Genomic DNA, 23,657 nt, shown 5'->3' with positions numbered 1-23,657 from the left:
TTTAAATGATATAGTTTCATTAAAAGAGTTACACAGTTACTTTTAATGTTTCTTTTAAGCTTGGTTACTATGTATATTCCTGTGAAGTTGGTTCTTCTTCATATTTGAGGAAAATTTCAAGAGTTAAAATTAATTTATTGAGTTAGTCATTTAAGCTCCGTATCTTGTAATCAATAAAAACGGAGTTTATGGAAGCATTTAAAGGACAAAATATACTGAGCTTTATAAAAGAATTACCAGATGATGAAGCCTGCAAGGCTTATTTGGCAAAAATTAAATGGCAAGATGGTTTTAAATGTATGAAATGTGGTCATACAAAAGGTTGTGAAAAATCTGGTTATAGATATCATTGTTATGGTTGTAATCATGTGGAAAGCGCTACAGCTAACACTTTGTTTCACAAGGTGAAATTTGGATTGCAAAAAGCCTTTTGTGTAGTATTTGAAATGTCAACAAGTAGCAAAAGTGTTTCAAGTATTCAAATGGGAAAACGCTTCAATATTCGTCAAGGTACAGCTTGGTTTTTTATGCAAAAAGTCAGGAAAGCAATGAAGAGTAGCCAGCAGTATCCTTTATCAGAATTAGTGCATGTAGATGAATTCACCGTAGGTGGAAAAGAAGAAGGTAAACAAGGTAGAAGCTATGATTCTAAAAAGAAAAAAGCAGTGATAGCAGTAGAACTGAGTGCAAAACACCAAATTAAAAGAGTATATGTAAGAGCTATTGATGATTATTCTGCTAAGTCATTAACACCTATATTTGAAGAGCATATTAGTACAACTGCGAAAATAGTGACCGATAAATGGAGAGGATATTCACCTTTAAAAAAAGAGTATAATATTGAACAAAAATTTAGTAACAATGGTAAGAATTACATATTGTAATCATGCAATTGAAATCTTGGTTAAGAGCCATTCCAACTCATGTTGGTAAATGGCACGTTCAGGCATACTTTGATGAGTTTTGTTTTAGAATTAATCGTTCTCAATTTAAAGAGACTATCTTTCATAAAACTATCGAAAGAATGGTTATAGCTAATCCTGTTTATCATAAAAATATTAAACAGACACTAAGTGTGTAACTCAATTAATTTATATTATTGACAATCAACTAACTTAAAATAATACCGTTGCAATAAGAGTTGTGTGTTTTTCATAAATTTATTTAACTTTTAGCGGACACTAGTGAAGTTAGGTAGTTGTTAATAAAAAAAGCTGTGTAAATTTTCCTAATACCCAAAAATTTCAGATACAATCCGAAAATCATTTATTCAGTTTTGTGTTGCGGTACGGATAGAGATTTAGAAATAATAGACTATCTTTTTCAGCACAAGACACCTACTAAAAACCTAAAAAAGCTCTTAAAAGAGTTTAGTGTACGATGAACTTGTTACTTTTTATTGACAGACTCTCGCAACAGTTACCTTTGTTACCGCTATGTGCTTTATTTATAATTTAAATTCATCCATTTTTATATTAGATAAGTTATTTTAGGAATCAAACACCTAACCATGAAACTTCTCTTTACTAGGGAATGATAGGTTCATTATAAGACTTATAAGTATAATAAATACAGCAGAAAAGACTATCATATTTGTATTGCTTACTACACTACCCCAAATAAAAACTATAATACCAATAAAAGAACCTATAAAACCAAACAATATTCCTCTAGCAGAAAGTTTGTTCCAAAACAACCCCAAAACTGTCGGGACAACGACCATAGATGCAATTGCATTAAAAATCCACCACAAGACATCTAGGGTAAAGCTTGGAACATATTCAACTATTAATGCCACAATTAATCCTATAATTGCTAACCCAATCATAGCTTGCCTAGCCCGTATTGGAGTTTTTCTATCAAGATCCTTTTTTATTGTATTTTCTTCTTTTGTTAAGCTTTGTCCAAGCCTCTCTTTTCTCAAAACTTCTTTTTCAAATTTTGAGAATTTCACAGAATCGATTGCCCATAGAGAAGCACCCGCAGCAAAACCAGAGTCAAGGGTAGAACTCAAACCACTCATTAGCATAATAACAAATAATAAAGTTGCCCAAGTTGGTAATAATTTGGCTACTACAGCTACTCCAATCATAGGTAATTCAACTCCCTGCGGCATTGATATATTCAAATCAGGATTTGCTCCCATAAAACCTAATACAGATAGCGCAATTGGAACAATACCAAATAATACGCCACCCCAAATAAATGATTTTACAAGATCACCTTTTTTAATTGCAAAACTTCTTTGCCAATATTGCTGATCTGAAATTGCTCCAGCGATTAATCCAATTGAAGTTACTATACCAAAGGAGTATGCTACTTCAGGATTAAAAATACTATCTATATGTTGAAGCCCCCCAAAACCCTTTGAAACTGATTCGAGTCCACCAGCCTCAAATATAGCCCAAGGAATAATAATAATCCCCACCCCTAAAATCATTATCATCTGTAAAAAATCAGTTATAATTGAGGCTCTTAATCCTGATATTAAGGCGTATGACAGGCTAATACTTGAAAGCAAAATCATAACAATATCTAATTGTATGTCTGTCAAAAAAGAAATTAAAAGACCTCCTACATATATTTGTACTGTAATTGCCATAATTTGATACCAAAAAAAGATTGAAAGGTATATTTTATGAATCCTTTCATCCTTAAATCTATATCTTATCCAATCTGGTAAAGTATAGCCGCCTGGTAATCTTTCCCTTATTTTGGGAGCAAGAAATGCAAATAATACTAATGCAAGAATATTTGGTAATGTAAACCAAAACATACCCGCTAGACCAAATTCATAGGATTTCTGAACACTTACAAATAAAGCAGGTGCCCAAATCCATGATGCTGCTATACTAAAAGCACCGAAACTCCATGATACATTAGAACCAGCTTTTAGAAAACCTATTTGAGAACCTGTCCAGAATTTATTTCTTGAGACTATCCAAGTTAAACCAATCATTACTATGGCAAATAAAAATAAGAATAGAAAGCCTTGTTGTTGAGTGAGAATATTCAAAATTAAAAATATTTTTTCATTAATTCTATTTCCTTTATTGATAATGACCTTGCAACTCTCATACCGACGTCGATATTTGTGTTTTGACCTGGAATTTTCATCTTATTTGTAAATTTATACCCTTCTTCTCCTAATGCAGCAGTCATACCCTTAATATCAATACTATTGCCATCAAAGCTAATATTAGATTCTTTTGAATCTACCCAACTCTTTACATTTCCAATCATCCAAAACATGCCATATTTATTTCTTATTCCTGATTTAACAGGATAAGAATCTTGGTTAAGATTTAATAAATAATTCTTATACTCCATTCCTTCTTTTGAAAGTAAACCTTCCTCATCTTCGTAAGAATCCCATGGATGTAGTGCTTTTGGGTTTTCATCTCTTTCTAAAAACCCCCATTCTTCCTTTGTAAGCAAACGATAACCATCAGAACCTAAGTTCTTTTCCACAAATATTTTCTCATTCATGATACTAAATCTATAAAATAAGTCTAATCCTTTAATTTTAGAAAGGTAATTACAATAAAAAGCTGAAGCATACCAACCAATATATACGACAGGATGGTCTAGTGTTTTTTTAATTGATTCTTCATCTTTCCATGTATGAAGGTGATATACGTTTAAAATATCTCTAAATTCATTTTTCTGTTTATTATGCTTTCCCCATCCACTGCCAAACTCAGAATTTACAAAATCTTTAAACTCACCATTTGTTACAGGAGTTATTGAAACCTTAAACGGGATTAATTTATTTTTAAACGTGGGGATTAAAACGAAATTTTTTTCGACATCAACAATATCGTTTGTCCAACTATCTGGCACATCAATTGTACCAACGTACTTATTATCCAATAATTCCAAATTTTTCTTTAGAAATCTAGTGCTTGGGTTGTAGGCATATGAATTTTCAAAAACTGACAACAATCTATTTCTTAAGTTAACTAATTTAGTAGTCTTACTCATTTCTTTATCTATTAACTTATTTAAAATAAATAAAAATGTCCTACCTTGATTATTTTTAGAATAATCATATTTACCTAACATATCAAACCCTTTGTCTGATCGTTCAAAACTGATTTTTTTTAAAATATTCAATGCAACAAATAGTGAAAGAATACCCTCATCGAAAAACTCAAACAATTGGTCTTCAGAATCACCATCTTCTTTGAGTTTTAATACAGTTTGGGTTTTAATATCATTGATAATAATTTCAAAATCTACATTATAATTAGACTTTAGAAATTCAGTAATATCACTTATTGAAATGTATGTAGTTTCATTTTCAATCATTTTCCAAGCTAGCTCTTCGAGAATTTCAAGTTTCCTTTTTTCATCAAAAGATGCAGAATCAAAATTATTGGAAGATTTTTCTTCGTATTGTTCAATTGCCTTGTTGCTTTCAATATTGAAAGCAATTACGGTCATTATAATACTTTGTTCTAACACATTAATTATATCCATACCCTCATCTAAAAGTATTGAAATATTTTTTCTAAAGGCTGGTATAGTAATTAAATTAGTAATAATTTGTTCAACGGGGTTTTTATCTTTTTTATATTGAATTTCCGTGATAATTTTTTCGCCAAGATTATCCTTTTCGCCAATACTTTTTTTAGTAAAAGAGTCTAACTCTTTTACATTCATATTATCTAATCTCCAGATATTAAAATCTTGTCTAATATCTGTATAACCAGGATGAGTAATGCGTTGTTTTAAATTATTTTTTTCAAAATAAGAAAATGCAAAATGTTCATATATCTTAGAAAATGAATTAAAATGATTCACTCTAGATGAAACAATAACTTTAGAACCATGTTTAATTATACTAAATATTTCCCAAAGTTGCTTATTTACGGATTCTTTATCAACTCTTTTAATCATGTCATCATACCCGTCTAAAACCAAAATAACCAACCCTGATTTAATTAATGCGTCAAGAGAATCATCTCCAAAAAGAAAACTAATACTATATTTTTCTTTTAAAAAGTACATTACAGTTTCATAAGCAGTACCATCTTGTTCCGCTTTTGAAAAATAACCTAAATCAATAAATATAGGTAAAGGGTAAAGCCATGGAGATTTAACATGGTCTTTGATAATGCGTAAACAAAATGCTCTAGACGCCCAAGATTTACCCATTCCCCTATCACCAAGTAAAAGAATAGGCTTAACTCCTCTTTTAATACTCCAAGCTTCAGCTAATTCGCTAAAATTTGATATGTCCATTTCATCAAATCCATCAAAGTCTATTATATGCCTAATAGTTCTATCGACGTATCGAGATTCTACACTGCAAAATTCCCTATTTTCCTTTAAGTGACTATAATATGCAGTAAAATCGAATAAATGATTAAAAAAGTCATTTGGAGAATAAAAAACTAGGTAATCTGTTCTAAAGCCTATCATGTTTGATGCAATGTCAAAAACATCAATATAAATTATATTATCAATTGAAATATTTTCTACATTAGCATCATCTTTAATGTTTTTGAATAATAACTCAACGTCATTTTCAAAATGTTTTTCATTTGGCAGCACCAAATAATAATGTTTTTCTTTGGGATAAGGAAGCTTATATTTGAAATAGTAAATACTTGCAAAAGAATCAATTTCAACAGGAAAAAATAATTTTTGTCCTTCCACTGAGGTATTTAGTGTATTCAATACTTTTTTTATTATTCCTATTATTTTCTTTTTCATTTTTAATAAAGATTATCGATTAAATAATCTAAATAAAAATCAGAAAATATTCGATTACAGTAACCATTAATAATTACTTCTCTAAAGCCCTTTTTCTTTCGATTCAAAATACCTGTTTCGATAACAATTGAATTATTCTTATAAGTAGATAACCTTTCATTATTTGGATTCTTTTCATTTATGCAATTATAAAAATCATCTTGATGGTTAGTATGGTTATTATATATATCCTCAATTACTCTTATAAATTCTGAGTGTTTAGTGTAACCATTAAATGAATCCATTATCCAATATTTCGGATTATTAAAAATACTATTAGTGAGTTCTAATATGCTTTTCTTTGGATTTTCTTTTACTAGTGTCAAAAACAAAATGAAAAACCTCTTGACAAACCAAACATGACCATTAGTATAATGATATATCAAATCAATAATTTCTTTTGAGTTTTTTTCATTATCTTCAAAAACACTATAATAAAAATTTTTAATATCTTCAAGCGAGAAATTATTCATTTTTAAAACAATATTTTTAAGCTGATTTGAAGGAAAATATCTTGTGGATATTACTAACCCCATTTTTTTTAATATTCCATCTTTTACTTCGCGGAGATTAAGTTTCCCTAAATCTTCGATAAGAGAATCAAATGTTCTTGGATCAGCATAGCTTTCAAAATTATCAAGATGTGCCGACATAATCAACTTTTCAGTTCTATTTTGAAAATTCACCGTTTCTTCCAAAGCATTATTTAATACCCGGAATAAACACTCCAAATCATTTTCATATTTAGAAAAATCTCTATTAGCTATAATTTTCTTTTTAAATTCTTCTTTTTCAGATATTAATTCCCAAATCCCCGGATTTGCAGTAGTATCAATATTAAATTGTTTAGTTGCCTTATCTAAAATAGCTCGACCCCATTCAGTGTATAAATCAAGTACATCAGTATAAGGGTGCTTTCTTTTTTTAGTTATAAATATTTTTTCAGGGATTGTGTCTATGAATTGATAATTGTCATTTTTAGAAAAATAATTTCTAATAAACTCAGTTTTCCCACTTAACTGAGGGCCCTCTATTATAACAATTCCCCTTGAAGATAGTTTTTTCTCAAAATCATTATAAACAGTATCCTGCCTTATGAATAAATTAGATAAATAAAAATCTTTTTTATTATTTAAAACATCAAGGCTAATATGAAATGGATTTGTTTTGGCGGATGTTTTATTTGCATCATTTTGTGTTACTATTTCCTTTGTATTAGTGTCGTTTGTTTTCGATTTAAAACTGAACTTTCTCTCAAATTTCCCCTCTTTTGCGAAACTTAAATCCTTGTCAAATGCTATTCTATTATGAAAATATTTTCTATGAACCACAGTATTTATTAATGTTTGAAAATTATAATCTATTATTGAGTATCCCGATTGATAAGATTCTATTTTTTCTCTTGGATTATTAAATCCACTTTTAGCGTTACTGATTAGCAACTCACCGTCTCGAGATGTATTTACATATGAGTCTGATTCATGTAAATGACCACCTAGAACAGCTTGGAATTCGAACCTTTTTAAAAATGATAATATTTCCTTTTCTTCTCTATTTTTAAAAATTGATATCGGGTGGTGCAGCAGTGCAATTTTGAAATTGCAATTTTCTTTATCTAAAAAAGTATTTGCACTCAGTATTTGATTTGTTCCTAACCAAATTTGTTTTTCCTCAATAACTGAAGAACATCGCCATGCACTATTTAAACATGCAAAGCCAACTTTCACATTCTCTTTCTCGTAAATTAAGCATGTTTCAAATTGTGATATATATCCAGCATTTTTATTGCTGTAAAACTCCCTAGTAAAATTCATATAATTTACAATTCTCTTGATCTGAATTTCTTTTGAATCTTTATGAATTGAAATATATTCATTTACGTTATCAGAAGATGTTAAACCTACAATCAATCCCATTTCATGGTATTTTTCAATTAATTCTTCATTGACATCATGGTTTCCAGGAATTAATATAATTTGCTCATTAGATAAACTTAAAGCCTTGCTTATTGGATTTAGAAACTCATCTTGAAAAACCTTATAATAGTTTTCTTCTTCGAATGATACCCCACCTTTATCAATTAAATCCCCTGTAATTAAAATTAAATCGATTGATCGCTCTTTATGTATAGACATTAAATCCTCTAACAATGCTTTAAAGTAGTAGTCTTTAAATTCATCTAACCTGTCTCTTGAATAATGAATGTCTGAAAGATGTACAATTCTCATAATAAATAGATTTATATTATATAAAGTATAAACTTACTAATATTGTTTGTTTTACTTATCGCTATCATTAAACCCTTGAATTCAATAAAGCATTTTTAGTATTAACAGTAACGGTTGAGCTATGAATAGTTACGTTGGTCAGTACTTAATTTTGCTAGTGCTAATCAACTTTAAAAGTCCCGAAAACCTTTATACATATGCGATGACAAGTAATTATTTATAGCCATTGTGTCTATTACACAAGTCTAAGATAAAGAAATAATGAATACCTTAATGTATGTAAGGCAAAAATATATAGCTAGAGCAATTATTTACAATGTTTCAACTAAGTGATTGGATTCCAAAGGAAAATTTTTATCGCTGTTTATTATCTGAGCTAGATTTAACTTACTTATATGAACTTACCAAAGTCTATTATATAAGTAGTGGACAAAAAAGAATTGATCCTGTTGTGTTTTTAAAACTACGTTAAACCATTCTTCATAATCATTTTTTTGAGCGTGTAAATTTACATCTTCTGGGTTTTGAGTAAACATATCTTTATCTACTCTGATTTCATTGCTTTTTATTATGTGATTGCCAATACTTAAAATATTTAGTGTTGAACGATAATTTTGATTTATTATGATTGTTTATCAAAAAAACCAAAACTTCAGGTTTAGCAACTCTCCATTCGTAAATAGTTTAGACTGAATCGCTAAAAATGAATAGGTTTTTATAAAATTGACAAAGCATCTCTATTAATATAAAATATTTTTGCGAGCTATCTTGTATTTCATCTACTTGATATAGTGTAGTCGTCTCTGCCATTTTTCAAGCACATAGGATTATTGACATATAGAGAGTAAAACGAAGTAAGTCATCAAAGTCTAAAGCAAAGTTTTGTTGTTTTTTTCTAAGTACAGTTACAATAAGTTTCACCTGATACTCAAATACATTCTACAATTATCTGCCAAAGCTAATCTTAGCGTCAAATCAAAACAGACTTTTATTCGGTCAGTTTTGATTTTTTTAATACATCATTTCACTAGTGTCCACTAAAAAATAAAATAAGTTCTTTGAAATTACTGTAAATCTGTACTTTAAGTGTCATTTTTGAGCGTGACGATTTGAAATGATTATTATGTTCGTAGTTCAAATATTACGAATATGAATCAGGGTAAATATGTCTTTTCTCAACTGGTCGAATTTCTTCCCCAGCGCGTTTTTGATAGGTTAACTAGTAAATATTTTGGCAATAAATCTATCAAACATTTTACTTGTTGGAACCAATTATTATGTATGGTTTTTGGACAATTTTCTGCTAGAGAAAGCATGAGGGATTTGATAATTGTTATCGAAGCACATCAATCAAAATCCTACCATTTAGGTTTAGGTAAAAACGTAACTCGTAGCAATTTATCCAAGGCTAATGAAAATCGAAATTTCAAAATATTTGAGGAGTTTGCCAATCATTTAATATTGATTGATCAAGGTAAAAACAACAATACTCCTTTTGATATAAAAGGTAATATTTATGCCTTTGATTCATCAACGATAGACTTATGCTTAAGTGTTTTTTGTTGGGCTCATTTTCGTAAAACCAAAGCTGGAATAAAATTGCACACATTATTTAATGTTAACTCACAAATCCCCGTATTTATTCATATTACAGAAGCAAATGTTCACGACATTAATACCATGGATGTTATAGATTATGAAGCGTTTGCTTATTACATTTTTGATCGTGCCTATGTTGATTATGAACGCCTTTTTCGTATCGAAAAAGCTAAAGCCTACTTTGTAGTTAGGGCAAAATCTAATGTAAAATTCAAAAGAATGTATTCTCAAAAAGTAGATAAAACAACAGGAATTAAATACGACCAAATAGGTAAAATAGACGGTTTTTACACCTCGAAAGATTATCCTAAGAAGATACGAAAAGTCAAGTTTTTAGATAGTGAAAATAAAAAAATGCTAATCTTTTTGACAAATAATTTTGAACTACCATCTCAAGATATTGCATTACTTTACAAACAAAGATGGAAAGTAGAATTGTTTTTTAAATGGATAAAACAACACCTAAAAGTTAAAACTTTTTGGGGAACATCGGAAAACGCTGTTCGTATCCAAATTAATGTAGCAATCATAACTTACTGTTTAGTTTCTATAATCGCAAAAGATTTAAAAATTAATCGTTCAAACTACGAAATTCTACAAATTTTATCTGCATCACTACTAGATAAAGTGCCTGTAAATGAATTACTTATGAAATCAGATTGCAATAATGTCAATGAAAATAATACTAACCAACTGGTTTTCAGCTTATTTTAAGTGGACACTAGTGACATCATTTCTAAAAATTTATTCAGAATGAGGGAAACCGTAAGCATTTAATAATCAAGTGCTTTAACTTAACACGCATAAACATAAACAATAAACAATGAGTAATGAAGCAATTAATGGAATTCCAAGTTTTTATACATCTGGAAAAGTTGACCAAAGGTATTCCTTAAGCAATATTGATGTAGCAACAGGTGAACCAAATCAAAATTTAATTGACAACCTTAAACAGGAAAATATATTTACTGATTATGATAGTAGTAGTCACATTAGAATAATGAAGAAATTCAATCTTGACAACATCGGTCAAGTAGATGAAAAAATTTCAGATGCTTGGCATAACGATTCCCAGAATGAGTTTTATTTAAGATGTTATCTTCCTAAAAAGAAGATATCTAATAGAATTAAATCTAAAAGAATTACAAGGTTAGTTATAATGTTCAATGGTCTTAATGAAGTTAGAAACTTTGATTTATATGACATTTTAGGTAGTCAATTTGCAAATCATGGAATTGCATCTATACTTCTACCAACACCTTATCATTTAAATAGAAGAGTCGCAGACTCAAAATCTACGGTTGATTCTAAAGTATATAGATGTCACATACCCACAGATTATGCTATTGACGAAAAAGAGATGATGTACTACTATAATTTTAAACGTAGTATTATGGAACTCGAATCTTTAATTAATAGGATTACTGGTCAAAATTCAAAGGATGAAGGCTTTTTTAAATCCTTATTCAACCCCCACGATTTAAAAATTACTCTCTTAGGCTTCTCTTTAGGAGGTCTAAGAGCTATTGGAGCATTCTTAAAATTAAAACCAGACTATGGAGAATTAATCCAATCTTGTGTGACTTGGAATAGTGGACCAGGTTTAGAATCCGTAAACATTAAAAAGATTAATGGCAAAAAGATTAAATATACAGATGAAACGTGGCGAAAATTGATGCGATCTGTATTAAATAATTTGAATTCTATTATTGAAAAAAATGAACCCTCTCAAAAAGAATATGCAAGACTTTGCAAATGGCTCTATTTTTCTCAAAAACCTGAAGATAGAGATGATTCGAAGTTTCTAAATTTACGAGAACGTCTTGGGAGGTATTCTTCAAATTTTTTATCAATTCAAAGTGCTACTGACTCTATAGTAGAGGTTGACAGTTTTGATAGAATACTACCAAGCACAGGCCTACATCGGGTAATTGTTCCTGGCGTTGACCATATAGTTAATGAAGATATAAAATGGGGCGAATGGTTAACTAAAATTGTAGGTAGTATAATCCATTTTATTAATGAAAATGAAAGTGATCATTATAGTAATTTATCTCTAGAGAAAGAAGTCAAAGAATTGATAGTTTGTTCTAATTATTATATAAAACGAAAAAAAGAGTTTTTGATAAGAAAGAATAACAGAACATTGAAAGAAATGGAAAGTAATTTTTCCATTCAAGATTTAAAATCTGTATTGCACGATGTTTTAGATAATCATGAAGAAAATAAGTCAGAAAAAAGAGAACGAATGAGGGAACTATATTATATTTCTAAAGCATTCTACCCAAGATTTACTGAATTAATTGATAAGATTATTAGTGCCGATAAGACAACATAGCCGTAACACAATAGTGTATTTTAAATCCCAATTAAATACGCTTTTTATGGAACATTTCATCTTTTAGATGCATATTAGATTAACACCAATTTTAAATAAATCTTCCTTTTATTACTATTTATAGTATGGCACATAAGGAGTTTTCATAATATAAATTTTAGCTAACATTTTTTGTACACAAGCTAAATAAACTAACCACCTAATGAAAAAACATTTACTAATTCTATTCTTCGTTGCATTTCTAGTAAGCTATTCTCAAAATGATAATATTCCTTTTGCTGTAAAAATATTCTTAAAAAATGATCCCGAATGGAAACAACAATTCTTGTCACCCTCTTTAGATTATACTAAAACTGATGCAATAAAAAACAATGCTGATATTATCAACGAGCTTTATAAACCTTTAGATGGCGCAGAAAACATTAGAGTTTATAATAAACGCTTAAAAATCATAACTGAAGGCTTCGCTGATGTTTTAAGTAACTACAAATTTGCGTCGCCATTTATTGCTATGGGTAAAGAATATCTTTATCAAAAGGCTGAAGAATCTGTTGAAGATAGAGTACGAAATGAAAAAAATAAGTTTTACAATAATATCAAATCAGCTTTTAATTCAAGTGTCTCAAAAGAATTAAAAAATAATCCTGAATTAACTTATGACGAAGCAGTTAATAATTTTTCCAAACAACTCGAAAGTTTTTCTGCAAATTTAAAGCCAGAGGATTATAGAATTTTAGCACCTATTGTAGATCAACAAAGTTTAAAATTTATAAAAGAAAATAGAATCTTTTTTGAACAAAGATTTAAGAAGCAAAAAGACGATATTGATAATATCATAACTAAAACTAAAAATGAATTATCAAAAGAGTTTGATAAAAAAATGATCGATTTTAAGAAAAGTGTTGATGATTTCGATGAAAAATTACTCGAAGGTATTAAAGAAAATGTAGCTGGATTAGATAAGTTCAATCAGCAAGTAGAAAGCAAGTTTCAAAAATTAGAGAAAGATGTTAAGGAAATGCGCTCTGACATTAAAAAAAACGAAACCCAAATCGCATCTAACAAAAAAAAAATCGAGAAACACAAGGAGGACATAGCCTTAGTGTCCAAATTGCAAGCTAAAAATGATCATTTAATTAGTGATAATTCATTCAAGATTGGAGTAATTACTGATGTGCTTTATGATAATGTTAATACTAGCGGAAAAATTAAGATTCTCGACTTGAAATTTAAAAATGATTTAAATAATACCGAATATTTAAAAACTAAAAACACACTTGAAAACATTCAAACTATACAGAATATTCAAAGTTACCTTAGTAAGGCTGGGGATTTTGTAGAATTGGCAAGTAATTTAGGTCTGTCACCTAAGGATGCTTTAAATGCAAATAAAGCAATTGCTTTGGGCAATGTTCTTATAAATGGCACTATGGCTTTTTATGGTAATCCTATGGCAGGTATACAAGCTATTAATGGTGTTTTCGCATTATTTGGTGGTGGTACAGAGCCAGACCCGCAGTTTGACGCTATTATGGCAGAGTTCGCAACAATTAACGAAAAACTTGAAGAAATGAATAAGAAGCTTGACGTGATAAATGAAAACATATTAGATTTAAGAAAATTGAATGTGGATCTATATATAGAGAATCAAAAGAGATTCACCAAAATTGATGAAAAACTAATAACCATTGAAAGTAAACTAAACCGTATAACTCAATTAATGTATTCAGATATTGTAAATCTGAAAATCGAAAACATAGCTGAAAACAATCATCTTTGGGAAGGGATTAGAAATGCGAATACCCTTGATGAATTAAGAAATCTCTATGAACAGAATCAAAAAGTTAAAGATATGGTGAGAATTGTATTCGATAACACAGAGAATAATTCTATTATAAATAAAACATTCTTGCATTTTAATAGCTTCGACAAAAGTAATACTTGGGAAAACAAGATATATGAACCAATGGACAATCTGATAAGACAAGTATATCCAAGTATTAACAACAATAACTTAGAGTACTCTATTGTTAACTTATCTGATATCACAGCGATTCCTAAGCTGAATATTCAATATAATAGAGATAATATTTTCAAACGAAACTTACCTGAACAACTCGATATTTTAATTTATCCTCAATCCATATTAACCCTAACTGAGTTTACTGTTTTATCTGAACCATATTTTTATTTCTATAAAAACCCAGACAGTGACAACTATACAATACCTCTTGAAATCAGTATTAATACCTCAAATAAAAATAAAAATTTGAAAAATAAATTTGAAAACATACTTATTGAGAATCGCAAAGCTATAGCTCAAACCAATGTTATTTCTGGAGCTATTCTGTTACCTTATTTCAAAAAACATATTTTAGAGAAAGATTTTAATTTGGTTCACAAAAAGACAATCTATGATTTAATTACTTCTCAAAACGAATATCTAAAATTAAACCTTTCTAACTATTTAATAAATACAGAATTAACCTTACCAACTCAAATTGAAAAATTTTATGCAATTCAAAACGAAGTTGATTTTGATAAAGCTGTTAATTTAATTGCTGAAGTTAATGATGATTTTAACTTTGAAAATTCTTTCTTTAAGTTAGCTATAGATGGAGACAAGCTCAATTTTAGACCTGTAATTAAAATAAAACCTATGAATATTGAAGGTTTAGATATTACAAAAAATGCAGTTAATTTACCTATACCAACTTTTGAGTACATAATAGAGCAAAAGATTCTTTACCCAGAGTATTTACAAGGTTTATTAGAAAATCAAAATGTACTTATCAATAAGATAGCCAAATACGATATTATTGAAAAAGTAAAAGATAGACCAGAATATCAAAATTATGTTAATTTAAACTAACCAAAATGAAAAAGATTAAACCTATTTTATTAACAATTGCCTGCTTTACCTTATTATCTTTTACTATTAAGAGTTCTTCAATTTTTCAAAAACCCCTTCAAGATATAGGAATTATAAAGCAATCACTTCTTAAACCTAATCAATTCAATAAAACACAAAAAGGGACTTGGGTTTTGCTCAACGGTCAAGAAATCAATAAAGAATCAAAACTTTATAAACTCTTAGAAGAAAATTTTGATTTGAATATTCTAACTAAAAAAGATAATAAATACTTTTTACCAAATGCTTCAGGAGCGTTTATAAGAGCAAGTAATGTTAATGGAGAAGGAAAAGATCCTGATAAAGATAGAAAAGTTGGGAGTATCCAGGATGATCTTATTAAAATACACGAACATAATTACTGGGGTGGAACAGGAAATAAATGGTATAAAAACTTTAATACTAATGGAGGTGGAAATCACCCCTCAGAGAAAAACCTAAGTAACGTCAAAACACATAATAGCCTTCTGGGTTCGGAAACAAGACCTGTTAACATTTCGATGTATACCTACATTAAAATTTCTAATTAACATTTAGAATCATTTTCAATCAAGCACTTTACTATTATAAAATCAAAGGAGAATACCTGTTTATGCTCTAGATACAGATAAAAGTTTCATTACAGAATGCAAAGAAAATAAAAGTAAAGTTGGTGAAAATAATTAGAAAAATGGCTAATCGATTTAAAAATATAAGAATTAAATTTGAATTTTAGTCAAGTGGTGGCTATAAAGAATAAGCTATCGAAAATATTATGTAGCTGACACATAAAAACTACTTAAATTAAAGGCATCTATAATTAATAGATATAAATCTCTAAACTACTTAATTTCAGCTCACTCAAAAAAGCTTCAGCTTTGTCAATTAAACTAGTTTTATTGTAAGTAGCGATCATATCTTTAGAATCTACTTTCTTTGGCTGAGGTGAAGTATTTTTATACGCTCCCCATTTACACCATTGCTTAATAAGTTTGTGATAAATCAACGCCTACAATCGTGTGTGGTTACAAGCTCATATTTTGGGATGCCCGCTGTTACAATTTTCCCTTGATTGAAACATATTATTGTTTATATCTAAGATATTTCGAACAGGCTTAAGTAGATGTATAATAACTTGTCGTCCGATCTTGGATCTTGGATCTGCCGCCATAAAAGGGCGTTCTTTTAACATTAGACATTTCAACTTATGCATTACTTAGTGGTAAGCTGAAGATTCAAAGCAAAAAATAACTCATCACTTAGCAGTAAGATGAAAATAGCTTAGTAAAAATTAATTCATCGCTTAGTAGTTAACTGAAAAATCAAAGCAAAAATTAACTCATCACTTAGCTATTTTAGTCTTCAATAAGTTCGAAGCAATATTTTAAATTCATCAGAAAAACAGCAACTCAAAACATCATAACAATCATTTTAAGCAATACGAAATATTCAAAATACAATTGTCAAAAACCTAAAAAAGCCCTTAAAAGGGCTTTCTATAAATTGATTTCACTACTCTTTTACAACTGCCGCTACGCCTTGCCAATCTCACGTTTATTTAAACCAGTGAGTTTCTTTATAGTGTCAATATCATAACCTTCGTCTTTCATGCGTTTAGCAATAGTATATCGTTCTTCATTACGTACTTTATCTTTTTCAATCTGTAATTTAAAAGCTTTCATTTGTTCCGATTCCTTTTCTACCAATTCATAGAAACCACTTTTGCGGAGTTCGTCCATGATACCTTTATCTTTAAAGCTTGTAAAACCAGTTTCCGTAATAATCAAATGATCTAAAACTTCAATCTTTACAAGCTTACCAACTTTTATAAGTCTATCCGTAATATCTTTGTCAGGTTGCGAAATATTTAAGTTACCACTCGGATGATTGTGTACTAAAATCATGCGCACGGCAAGCTTATAAATCCCCATGCGGAAAATATCAGGCGGTGATACATTAACGGTATTTTGCGCACCAATTGCAACGAGTTCAATAAATAATATCGTATTATTTGCTTTCAATCCTACAACCCAAAAATATTCCTGCGCTCTGCGTATTTTATTTTGACGTAAAAGAATTTGTTTCATAACGCTATACACGTCATACCCGTTAAGAATCGTTTTCTTTTGTCCGGCTGTTAGTCTTACATTCATAGTGTAAATATACAATAATTAAGAAAAGTTAAAAACACATTTTACGTACCAAGTACCAAAAGTGAACAAATGATTTTCCAACACCTGTGTTTACCTTAGTCTTTTAAAGACTAAATTTCATAAAATGCAAGTACACATAACGCACAACAAAGACAAAAACGGAATTGAACTTTTATTTACCAATACTATTGAAATTGAATTAATCAGCTCTTTAGAAAAACTTGGTTTCAAAGAATCCTTTGGTAATAAATTAAAGTGGTATGCTGATTACCATCCTGCGTATGTATCGTATGCTAATGATCTAAAAAAAGTACTTGAGACCAATGATGATTGGAAGTTGATTCCTATTGTTCCTTCTTTTATAGATTCAGAATTGAATATTGATTATCTCAAGTTTTCTATTGTAGAGATTCAGCTTAAAAACAATGATCATTTCTTGCAAACAGATTTTATTGTTTTTGAATCATACAAGAAGGTAGCTACTATTATTGCTGAACGTTTTGCTATTAAGAGTTTCAGTAATAACTTTGATTCACTTACTATTTTTTCTCGAAATTATAAGCGTAGAGCAAGAGCACTTTTTAAGGCTAATTTTGTAATTAGAGCTAGCGATGTAAACTATATAATCCCAGTTGAAGATGATCGTCTATAAAGTGAGAAAGACACTAATATAAATGAGGATATAGAAAGTGATGTTGTTATTGATACTGTTCATAATATCATAACTGACGACGATACAAATTTAGATACAGAACCCGAAGTATTGGATAACGAAATTGACTTTTGCAGACAAATGCTTTTGGAAATTATTGATAAATTAGCTTCGATTGAACAAACTACTAAAAGTGCAACTAAAAAGACGATCTACACCTTAATCGCAGAACTTGAAGAAGCTTCTACAATAAATATTGATTTTTTTCGCACCAAACAGCTTGTTCAAATAGTTCGATTGTATAAAGAATGGATTCATGAATTTGATCTCAATTTTAAAGCGAATATTGCCATCATTATGCGACCACTTTTAGACTCTTTACAAGAAGATATTACTGTAAAATCTTGTGAGACTAAGCTGGTTTTTAAAAATCGTCAGCTATCTAATGTCCTTATTCCACTTTATGTACATGAACCATTTCATAAAGGCATGATTCCATCACAACAAATTTCATCTTTAAAAATCAAGTTTCCATATCTGTTTAAAGTCAATACTGAAAATTTAGCGAATCTTTCAGCATTTGAACTGTTTGAGCTCTCACAACTAGGAAATCACAAGTCTTTGGGTATTGATCTTTCCGCCACAGATTTGAATATACATTGGCAATTGGTTGGTTTAGATTTTCTCAAAGAATTAGATTACCCAACAGATTTACAATACCCGTATGTTAATATTCACAAAGGATATTTTTCACACATAGCTTAGAAGAAATTTTAAACGATGTTAAGCAAGTTAACAATTGGATTAATCTCATTAAGAATTTCAGACCTATTGCCGATCTAGCTAAAGGAATTGATATTGCAAACAGGCAAGTTGACAAAATGAATAAAAAGCTATTAAAGCTTAAAAAAGGTAATGATTTTATTAATCTTCCATACGAAACACTCATCAAAAAGCGTAAAGAAACAAAAGCAGTCATCGATGCTTTATATACTTCTAAAAAGACCATTGAACAGTATATTGAAAATACCTTAAACAGAGATTTTATAGATGAAGAATTAGAAGTCAACGACATCGAATCGCAAAAAAATAAAGTTTTAAAAAATTATTTAACACATTTAGTAGCTACCATACAATGTGAATATTTTAGCTATAAAAAGCCAACACAAACGCAAATTGAAAGTTAAAAAAAACAGGAACACCTAGCGTTGAAGCACTTTGGAAAGCGGTAGAATTAAGTTCTATTGATTTTTTTAGAGGTAGATATCTTCACGCTTCTGAAAATAAAATATGGCCAGATGGAATGAGATATTTTTGGAGAATATTACAAGTTGAACAAGTATATAAAAATGATGAAGAACAATTTTTGCACAGTCATATTTTACCCTACCCTATTAACATGATGATTGCAAAATATACCCAAATGAATAAAACAACATCAATTTTTGATTCCACCGCAGGAAGTGGCGCATTATTAGTAGGTACAAATCCAAAAGTAACGCATGCTAATGAAACATGTGTCTTAAAAAGAACAACCACATCTAGCAGATATAATCAATTGTTTCTATAAATTATGGGAACGTATCAAAAAAAATCAACAAATTAGTCTTGATACAATTATTCAACAGCTTAAAATTGCGAAGACTCAGTATTAATCAAAATTGATCTGGACTTAGTTATTGACTACGAATGTTTGGCAAATTACATGTTGCTATGACAAGTTTAGCGTGGCTATTTATTAATGGCTTTTTTGTTAAAGATTATTGGGTATATAATTGTCTTTAATGGCTAGTTAAATCCATCAATAAAATATTGAATTAAGTGTAAAGAATTACAATGAAAAAAAAGGTAAGTTTGGAACTATAAAAAAGTACCGTTTTAGAGTACCGAAAAGTATAGATATCGACCGTTTTTCGGACTCCACACTCTGTAAGATACTGATAATAAAGTGTAATAAATTTGACCAGCTGCTGGTTGCTGGTTGTTGGTTGTTGGTTGTTGGTTGTTGGAAAAAACACTTTTACATTTTATATGTTTAGTTTTTCATTTATAATTTTAGAATTGGTTGTTGATTTGTTGATTCATAATTCGTTATCAACTTTTCATTTTTCATTTTTCACTTATAACTTTTCACTTTTAGTTTTTAGTTTTTAGTTTTTAGTTTTTAGTTTTTCACTTATAACTTTTAACTTTTCATCCAATTGGCTCTACTTTAGTAGAATAATTTTATCTTGCAGACTTTTAAAATAGACGCATGAAATTATTAAAATCACTCGATAAGTTATTGGCAAGTATGGGAAATATTAGTTCTATGGAACGTACTCATATTGATACACATACGGAAAATAAAATGCAAGAAGTTGCTGGCGAACAACTAGCTACTTCTGAACATGGAGGAATTTGGGCAGCACTTCAAGAATTGAATGGATATGTTTTTATGGAAGTTACCGTTTTAGGTACTACGAAAATTAAAACGTTGAAAGGAGTTACATTGACATTTTTAGGCGATAATGAATTAACGTTAACTTCTGATTCTTATGAAATTAATTCAGATTTTTCAAATGTTTCTACGCGTTGGATGACCGCAATTAGCTTTGAAATTACTAAGAAAGATTTAAACTTTATTCAAAAGAAAAAATTCAATCAAGTGCGACTCGATTTTAAGAAGAAATCGTTGTTGTTTGATGCGAAGAAATAGTTATGAGTTATGAGTTAAAATTAATAATACTCAATACTAATATCTCACAACTAAAAACCTGTATGCTTCGCATAATGGCGCCATTTTTCAACACATTCTGCAATATCTGTAGGAACTTCTGAGTTGAAACTCATCTTCTCGCCTGTTCGCGGATGAATGAATCCGAGCGTTTTTGCATGCAATGCTTGTCTCGGTAAAATCTTGAAACAATTATCTACAAATTGTTTGTATTTGGTAAAGGTTGTTCCTTTTAAAATACGTTCGCCACCATAACGCGAATCATTGAATAATGTATGACCAATGTGTTTCATGTGTACACGAATTTGATGCGTACGACCCGTTTCTAACTGACATGAAACTAACGTTACATATCCTAAACGTTCTAAAACTTTGTAATGTGTAACGGCTGCTTTTCCTTTTTCAGCTTCATCTCCAAAGAAAACAGTATTCTGCAATCTATTTTTAGGATGACGACCAATATTACCTTCAATAGTTCCTTCGTCTTCTGCTACATTTCCCCAAACTAACGCATAGTAAATACGCTCCGAAGTTTTGTTAAAAAACTGCTTTGCCAAATGCGTCATAGCTTCTTCCGTTTTGGCTACAACCAATAAACCACTGGTATCTTTATCTATTCGATGTACTAATCCTGGGCGATCGCTGGAGTTTTTTGGAAGATTATCAAAGTGATAAATCAATGCGTTAATCAACGTTCCTGAGTAGTTTCCGTGTCCTGGATGCACAACCATTCCCGCAGGTTTGTTGACAACTAATAAGTCTTCATCTTCATAAACAACATCAACCGGAATGTCTTCGCCAACTAATAAGTTTTCATGTGGCGGATGCGCAAATAAAACTCTGATGACGTCATTTCCTTTTACTTTGTAATTTGATTTTACGGCAACGTCATTTACAAGAATGTTTCCATCTTTGGCTGCTTGCTGAATTTTATTTCGCGTAGCATTTTCAATGAAATTCATTAAATATTTGTCAACACGTAATGGTTGTTGTCCTTTTTCGGCTGTAAACGAATAGTGTTCGTACAATTCGTCTGATTCTTCTTGTGTTTCTGGAAAGTTATTCTCCTGCATTGTTATCATTTTCGTCATTAGCACTTGATCCTCCTGGACGATTTCCGTTTCCTAGAATCAATTCTATTTTTGATGTTTTTGGAAGTCTATCTCCTGGCGAAATAGGTTTTCCTTTGTATTGCATACCTAAAACCATATCTTTTCCGATATTGTCTTTGTAGCTTACTTTTTCTACTTCAAATCCAACAGCATTTAAGGTAGATTCCGCAGTTCTTCTTGTAATTTGAATCACGTAAGGAATTGTAATTTCTCTGTATTTAGAAGGATTTATTTTTAGGTATATTTTTCGATTTTCTTTTACTTTTTCGCCTGCTGCTGGACTTTGCTCAATTACGGAGAATGCAGGATAATCTGGATTGTAATTGATGGTATCTTGTAATTTATAATCCAAATCGTTTAGCGCTAATTTTTCTTTTGCTTCTTCAAAAGAGAGTTTGCTCAAATCTGGAACGGTTTTAAATTCTCCGTTATTAGTAGAGTAATTTAGCCATTGCATGATTAAAAAAACCAACACAATAATTACACCAACAGCAATTCCAACATGTTTTAAGAATCCTTTAGAGAATATAAACTTAATAAAATCCATTTACAATACGTTTTAATGCGACAAATATACATACTATTATTCCTATTATTGTACTTTGATTTGTCATCAAATACATTTACTTTCGTTTATAGAACGTTTATTTCAGTTATTTCTTATTCAAATGAAGAAAAATATAGCCATTATTATGGGCGGTTATTCTAATGAATACGCCATTTCACTTAAAACTGGAAGTGTAGTTTATAAACATTTAGACAGCGAAAAATATAGTCCGTACAAGGTTCATATTTTTAAAGATAAATGGGTTTGTGTCACTACTGTTGGAAAGGAATTTCCAATTGATAAAAATGATTTTTCCGTAACTATTGACGATATTAAAATTACGTTTGATTGTGTGTTTAATGCAATTCATGGAACGCCTGGAGAAGATGGTTATATTCAAGGATATTTAGCGCTTTTAGGAATTCCACAGACAAGTTGTGGAATGTACCAAGCAGCACTGACGTTTAATAAACGTGATTTATTGTCTGCCTTAAAACCCTATGGAATTAAATGTGCGACTTCGTATTATTTGAATGTTGGTGATAAAATTGATGAAAAAGCAATTGTTGCCAAAGTTGGTTTGCCATGTTTTGTGAAAGCGAATAAAGCAGGAAGTAGTTTTGGAATTTCGAAAGTTTATAAACTAGAAGAATTACAAAATGCGGTTGCTGTTGCACTGAAAGAAGATGATGAAGTGATTATTGAATCGTTTTTGGATGGTGTAGAAGTTTCTGTTGGAGTAATTAATTTTAAAGGAAAAATTACCGTATTGCCAATTACCGAAATTGTGTCTGATAATGACTTTTTTGATTATGAAGCAAAGTATTTAGGCAAATCGCAAGAAATTACGCCTGCACGAATTTCGACTGAAATGGCTGAAAAAGTATCCAAAATTGCCAAAAACATCTATAAAATTTTAAAAATGGAAGGTTTTTCGCGAAGTGAATTTATTTTTAAAGACGATGAACCTCATCTTTTAGAAGTAAATACAGTTCCTGGAATGACCGAAGAAAGTATTTTGCCACAACAAGCAAAAGCAGCAAGAATTTCATTGCCCGAATTATTTGGGAATGCTGTTGAATTGGCTTTGGCTAAAAAGTAGTACCTTGTATTTTTGATTGAAATTTTAAAGCAATGAAACGAGCTATTTTCCCAGGATCTTTTGATCCGTTTACGTTAGGACATTACGATATTATTAAACGTGGCGTGAAGCTGTTTGATGAAATTATTGTAGCAATTGGCGTGAATGCTGACAAAAAATATATGTTCAGTTTGGAACAACGTAAAAAATTTATTGAAGATTCTTTTAAGGATGAACCAAAAGTAACTGTGGTTACGTATGAAGGTTTAACAGTTCATTTTTGTGAAAAGAATAACATTGATTTTATCCTTCGTGGACTTCGTAATCCTGCCGATTTTGAGTTTGAAAAAGCCATTGCACATACCAATCGTGATTTAGCGCCTGTAGAAACTGTCTTTTTACTAACAGCCGCAAGTACATCGTATATTTCATCTTCTATTGTTCGTGATGTAATTCGCAATAACGGAGATTATACGTTGTTGGTTCCTGTGAGTGTTCGGGTTGGTTAGGAATTAGGAATTAGGAATTAGGAATTAGGAATTAGGAAAAATATTTTTTTCATTTAGAATTCAGCTATTTTT

Annotated in this window: 17 protein-coding genes and 1 pseudogene; 12 read left to right on the top strand and 6 right to left on the bottom strand. The window is 29.9% G+C overall.

The features are described from left to right. The first annotated feature begins 188 nt into the window (after positions 1-188). Positions 189-1,081, top strand: a pseudogene (locus tag IMCC3317_RS19685) (IS1595 family transposase). A 423-nt stretch (positions 1,082-1,504) separates the two neighbouring features. Here IMCC3317_RS19685 and IMCC3317_RS19680 read toward each other — a convergent pair. Genes IMCC3317_RS19680 through IMCC3317_RS19670 form a run of 3 tightly spaced genes read right to left on the bottom strand, consistent with a single transcriptional unit; the run spans position 1,505 to position 7,988 of the window. Continuing rightward, on the bottom strand, positions 1,505-3,016 hold the full coding sequence (locus tag IMCC3317_RS19680) for a sodium:solute symporter family transporter (RefSeq protein ID WP_160131191.1): 1,512 nt from the start codon (positions 3,014-3,016) through the stop codon (positions 1,505-1,507). Positions 3,017-3,018: 2 nt separating this feature from the next. Next, positions 3,019-5,721, bottom strand: a complete 2,703-nt coding sequence (locus tag IMCC3317_RS19675) for an SUMF1/EgtB/PvdO family nonheme iron enzyme (protein ID WP_160131190.1) — start codon at positions 5,719-5,721, stop codon at positions 3,019-3,021. Between the two features lie 2 nt (positions 5,722-5,723). After that, positions 5,724-7,988: a metallophosphoesterase family protein gene (locus IMCC3317_RS19670; protein WP_160131189.1), complete on the bottom strand. Its 2,265-nt coding sequence runs from the start codon at positions 7,986-7,988 to the stop codon at positions 5,724-5,726. 1,149 nt (positions 7,989-9,137) lie between these two features. Here IMCC3317_RS19670 and IMCC3317_RS19665 point away from each other — a divergent pair. From IMCC3317_RS19665 to IMCC3317_RS19650, 4 genes are all read left to right on the top strand, one after another. After that, on the top strand, positions 9,138-10,301 hold the full coding sequence (locus tag IMCC3317_RS19665; protein WP_160131188.1) for an IS4 family transposase: 1,164 nt from the start codon (positions 9,138-9,140) through the stop codon (positions 10,299-10,301). Between the two features lie 109 nt (positions 10,302-10,410). Then, on the top strand, positions 10,411-11,925 hold the full coding sequence (locus tag IMCC3317_RS19660; RefSeq protein WP_160131187.1) for a hypothetical protein: 1,515 nt from the start codon (positions 10,411-10,413) through the stop codon (positions 11,923-11,925). 202 nt (positions 11,926-12,127) lie between these two features. Next, positions 12,128-14,797 (top strand): hypothetical protein, encoded by a 2,670-nt coding sequence (locus IMCC3317_RS19655; protein ID WP_160131186.1) that lies wholly within the window; start codon positions 12,128-12,130, stop codon positions 14,795-14,797. A gap of 5 nt (positions 14,798-14,802) precedes the next feature. After that, positions 14,803-15,366, top strand: a complete 564-nt coding sequence (locus tag IMCC3317_RS19650; RefSeq protein WP_160131185.1) for a hypothetical protein — start codon at positions 14,803-14,805, stop codon at positions 15,364-15,366. A 981-nt stretch (positions 15,367-16,347) separates the two neighbouring features. Here IMCC3317_RS19650 and IMCC3317_RS19645 read toward each other — a convergent pair. Next, entirely contained in the window at positions 16,348-16,968 is a 621-nt protein-coding gene (locus IMCC3317_RS19645) for a JAB domain-containing protein (RefSeq protein WP_160131184.1), read from the bottom strand. A 124-nt stretch (positions 16,969-17,092) separates the two neighbouring features. On the opposite strand from IMCC3317_RS19645, the gene IMCC3317_RS19640 reads away from it, so the two are divergent. The 5 genes from IMCC3317_RS19640 to IMCC3317_RS19620 all read left to right on the top strand — a co-directional run bounded on the left by IMCC3317_RS19640 (position 17,093) and on the right by IMCC3317_RS19620 (position 20,318). Beyond that, positions 17,093-17,620: a hypothetical protein gene (locus IMCC3317_RS19640; protein ID WP_160131183.1), complete on the top strand. Its 528-nt coding sequence runs from the start codon at positions 17,093-17,095 to the stop codon at positions 17,618-17,620. A gap of 111 nt (positions 17,621-17,731) precedes the next feature. Further along, entirely contained in the window at positions 17,732-18,385 is a 654-nt protein-coding gene (locus IMCC3317_RS19635; RefSeq protein WP_160131182.1) for a hypothetical protein, read from the top strand. A 116-nt stretch (positions 18,386-18,501) separates the two neighbouring features. Next, positions 18,502-18,807 carry a hypothetical protein gene (locus tag IMCC3317_RS19630; protein ID WP_160131181.1) on the top strand — a complete coding sequence of 102 codons (306 nt, stop codon included), beginning with the start codon at positions 18,502-18,504 and terminating at the stop codon, positions 18,805-18,807. 116 nt (positions 18,808-18,923) lie between these two features. Next, positions 18,924-19,190, top strand: coding sequence for a hypothetical protein (locus IMCC3317_RS19625; protein ID WP_160131180.1), 267 nt, complete (start codon positions 18,924-18,926; stop codon positions 19,188-19,190). Between the two features lie 684 nt (positions 19,191-19,874). Further along, positions 19,875-20,318, top strand: a complete 444-nt coding sequence (locus IMCC3317_RS19620) for a hypothetical protein (RefSeq protein WP_160131179.1) — start codon at positions 19,875-19,877, stop codon at positions 20,316-20,318. Between the two features lie 50 nt (positions 20,319-20,368). On the opposite strand, the gene IMCC3317_RS19615 is transcribed toward IMCC3317_RS19620, so the two are convergent. After that, entirely contained in the window at positions 20,369-21,409 is a 1,041-nt protein-coding gene (locus tag IMCC3317_RS19615) for an RluA family pseudouridine synthase (RefSeq protein WP_160131178.1), read from the bottom strand. Next, complete coding sequence (locus IMCC3317_RS19610) at positions 21,396-21,995, bottom strand: PASTA domain-containing protein (protein WP_160131177.1); 600 nt, start codon at positions 21,993-21,995, stop codon at positions 21,396-21,398. The genes IMCC3317_RS19615 and IMCC3317_RS19610 overlap by 14 nt, the downstream gene beginning before the upstream one ends. 121 nt (positions 21,996-22,116) lie before the next feature. Here IMCC3317_RS19610 and IMCC3317_RS19605 point away from each other — a divergent pair, with 121 nt between their 5' ends. Together IMCC3317_RS19605 and coaD are read left to right on the top strand one after the other, a co-directional pair. Then, positions 22,117-23,097, top strand: a complete 981-nt coding sequence (locus tag IMCC3317_RS19605; RefSeq protein WP_160131176.1) for a D-alanine--D-alanine ligase — start codon at positions 22,117-22,119, stop codon at positions 23,095-23,097. Between the two features lie 32 nt (positions 23,098-23,129). Further along, positions 23,130-23,585 (top strand): pantetheine-phosphate adenylyltransferase, encoded by a 456-nt coding sequence (coaD, locus tag IMCC3317_RS19600; RefSeq protein WP_160131175.1) that lies wholly within the window; start codon positions 23,130-23,132, stop codon positions 23,583-23,585. Positions 23,586-23,657 lie beyond the last annotated feature (72 nt).

Source organism: Kordia antarctica (genome assembly GCF_009901525.1).
In the GTDB taxonomy this organism is placed as follows: domain Bacteria; phylum Bacteroidota; class Bacteroidia; order Flavobacteriales; family Flavobacteriaceae; genus Kordia; species Kordia antarctica.
Note: the sequence above shows the minus strand (reverse complement) of the source record. Positions and strands in the feature narration are given on the sequence as shown.

Excerpts from the sequence above, each read along its gene's own strand:
- coaD (WP_160131175.1), top strand. The coding sequence starts at position 23,130 with ATGAAACGAGCTATTTTCCCAGGATCTTTTGATCCGTTTACGTTAGGA.
- IMCC3317_RS19615 (WP_160131178.1), bottom strand. The coding sequence starts at position 21,409 with ATGCAGGAGAATAACTTTCCAGAAACACAAGAAGAATCAGACGAATTG.
- IMCC3317_RS19670 (WP_160131189.1), bottom strand. The coding sequence starts at position 7,988 with ATGAGAATTGTACATCTTTCAGACATTCATTATTCAAGAGACAGGTTA.
- IMCC3317_RS19605 (WP_160131176.1), top strand. The coding sequence starts at position 22,117 with ATGAAGAAAAATATAGCCATTATTATGGGCGGTTATTCTAATGAATAC.
- IMCC3317_RS19675 (WP_160131190.1), bottom strand. The coding sequence starts at position 5,721 with ATGAAAAAGAAAATAATAGGAATAATAAAAAAAGTATTGAATACACTA.
- IMCC3317_RS19655 (WP_160131186.1), top strand. The coding sequence starts at position 12,128 with ATGAAAAAACATTTACTAATTCTATTCTTCGTTGCATTTCTAGTAAGC.
- IMCC3317_RS19660 (WP_160131187.1), top strand. The coding sequence starts at position 10,411 with ATGAGTAATGAAGCAATTAATGGAATTCCAAGTTTTTATACATCTGGA.
- IMCC3317_RS19650 (WP_160131185.1), top strand. The coding sequence starts at position 14,803 with ATGAAAAAGATTAAACCTATTTTATTAACAATTGCCTGCTTTACCTTA.
- IMCC3317_RS19610 (WP_160131177.1), bottom strand. The coding sequence starts at position 21,995 with ATGGATTTTATTAAGTTTATATTCTCTAAAGGATTCTTAAAACATGTT.
- IMCC3317_RS19640 (WP_160131183.1), top strand. The coding sequence starts at position 17,093 with ATGCAAGTACACATAACGCACAACAAAGACAAAAACGGAATTGAACTT.
- IMCC3317_RS19630 (WP_160131181.1), top strand. The coding sequence starts at position 18,502 with ATGAATAAAAAGCTATTAAAGCTTAAAAAAGGTAATGATTTTATTAAT.
- IMCC3317_RS19620 (WP_160131179.1), top strand. The coding sequence starts at position 19,875 with ATGAAATTATTAAAATCACTCGATAAGTTATTGGCAAGTATGGGAAAT.
- IMCC3317_RS19645 (WP_160131184.1), bottom strand. The coding sequence starts at position 16,968 with ATGAATGTAAGACTAACAGCCGGACAAAAGAAAACGATTCTTAACGGG.
- IMCC3317_RS19625 (WP_160131180.1), top strand. The coding sequence starts at position 18,924 with ATGAGATATTTTTGGAGAATATTACAAGTTGAACAAGTATATAAAAAT.
- IMCC3317_RS19665 (WP_160131188.1), top strand. The coding sequence starts at position 9,138 with ATGAATCAGGGTAAATATGTCTTTTCTCAACTGGTCGAATTTCTTCCC.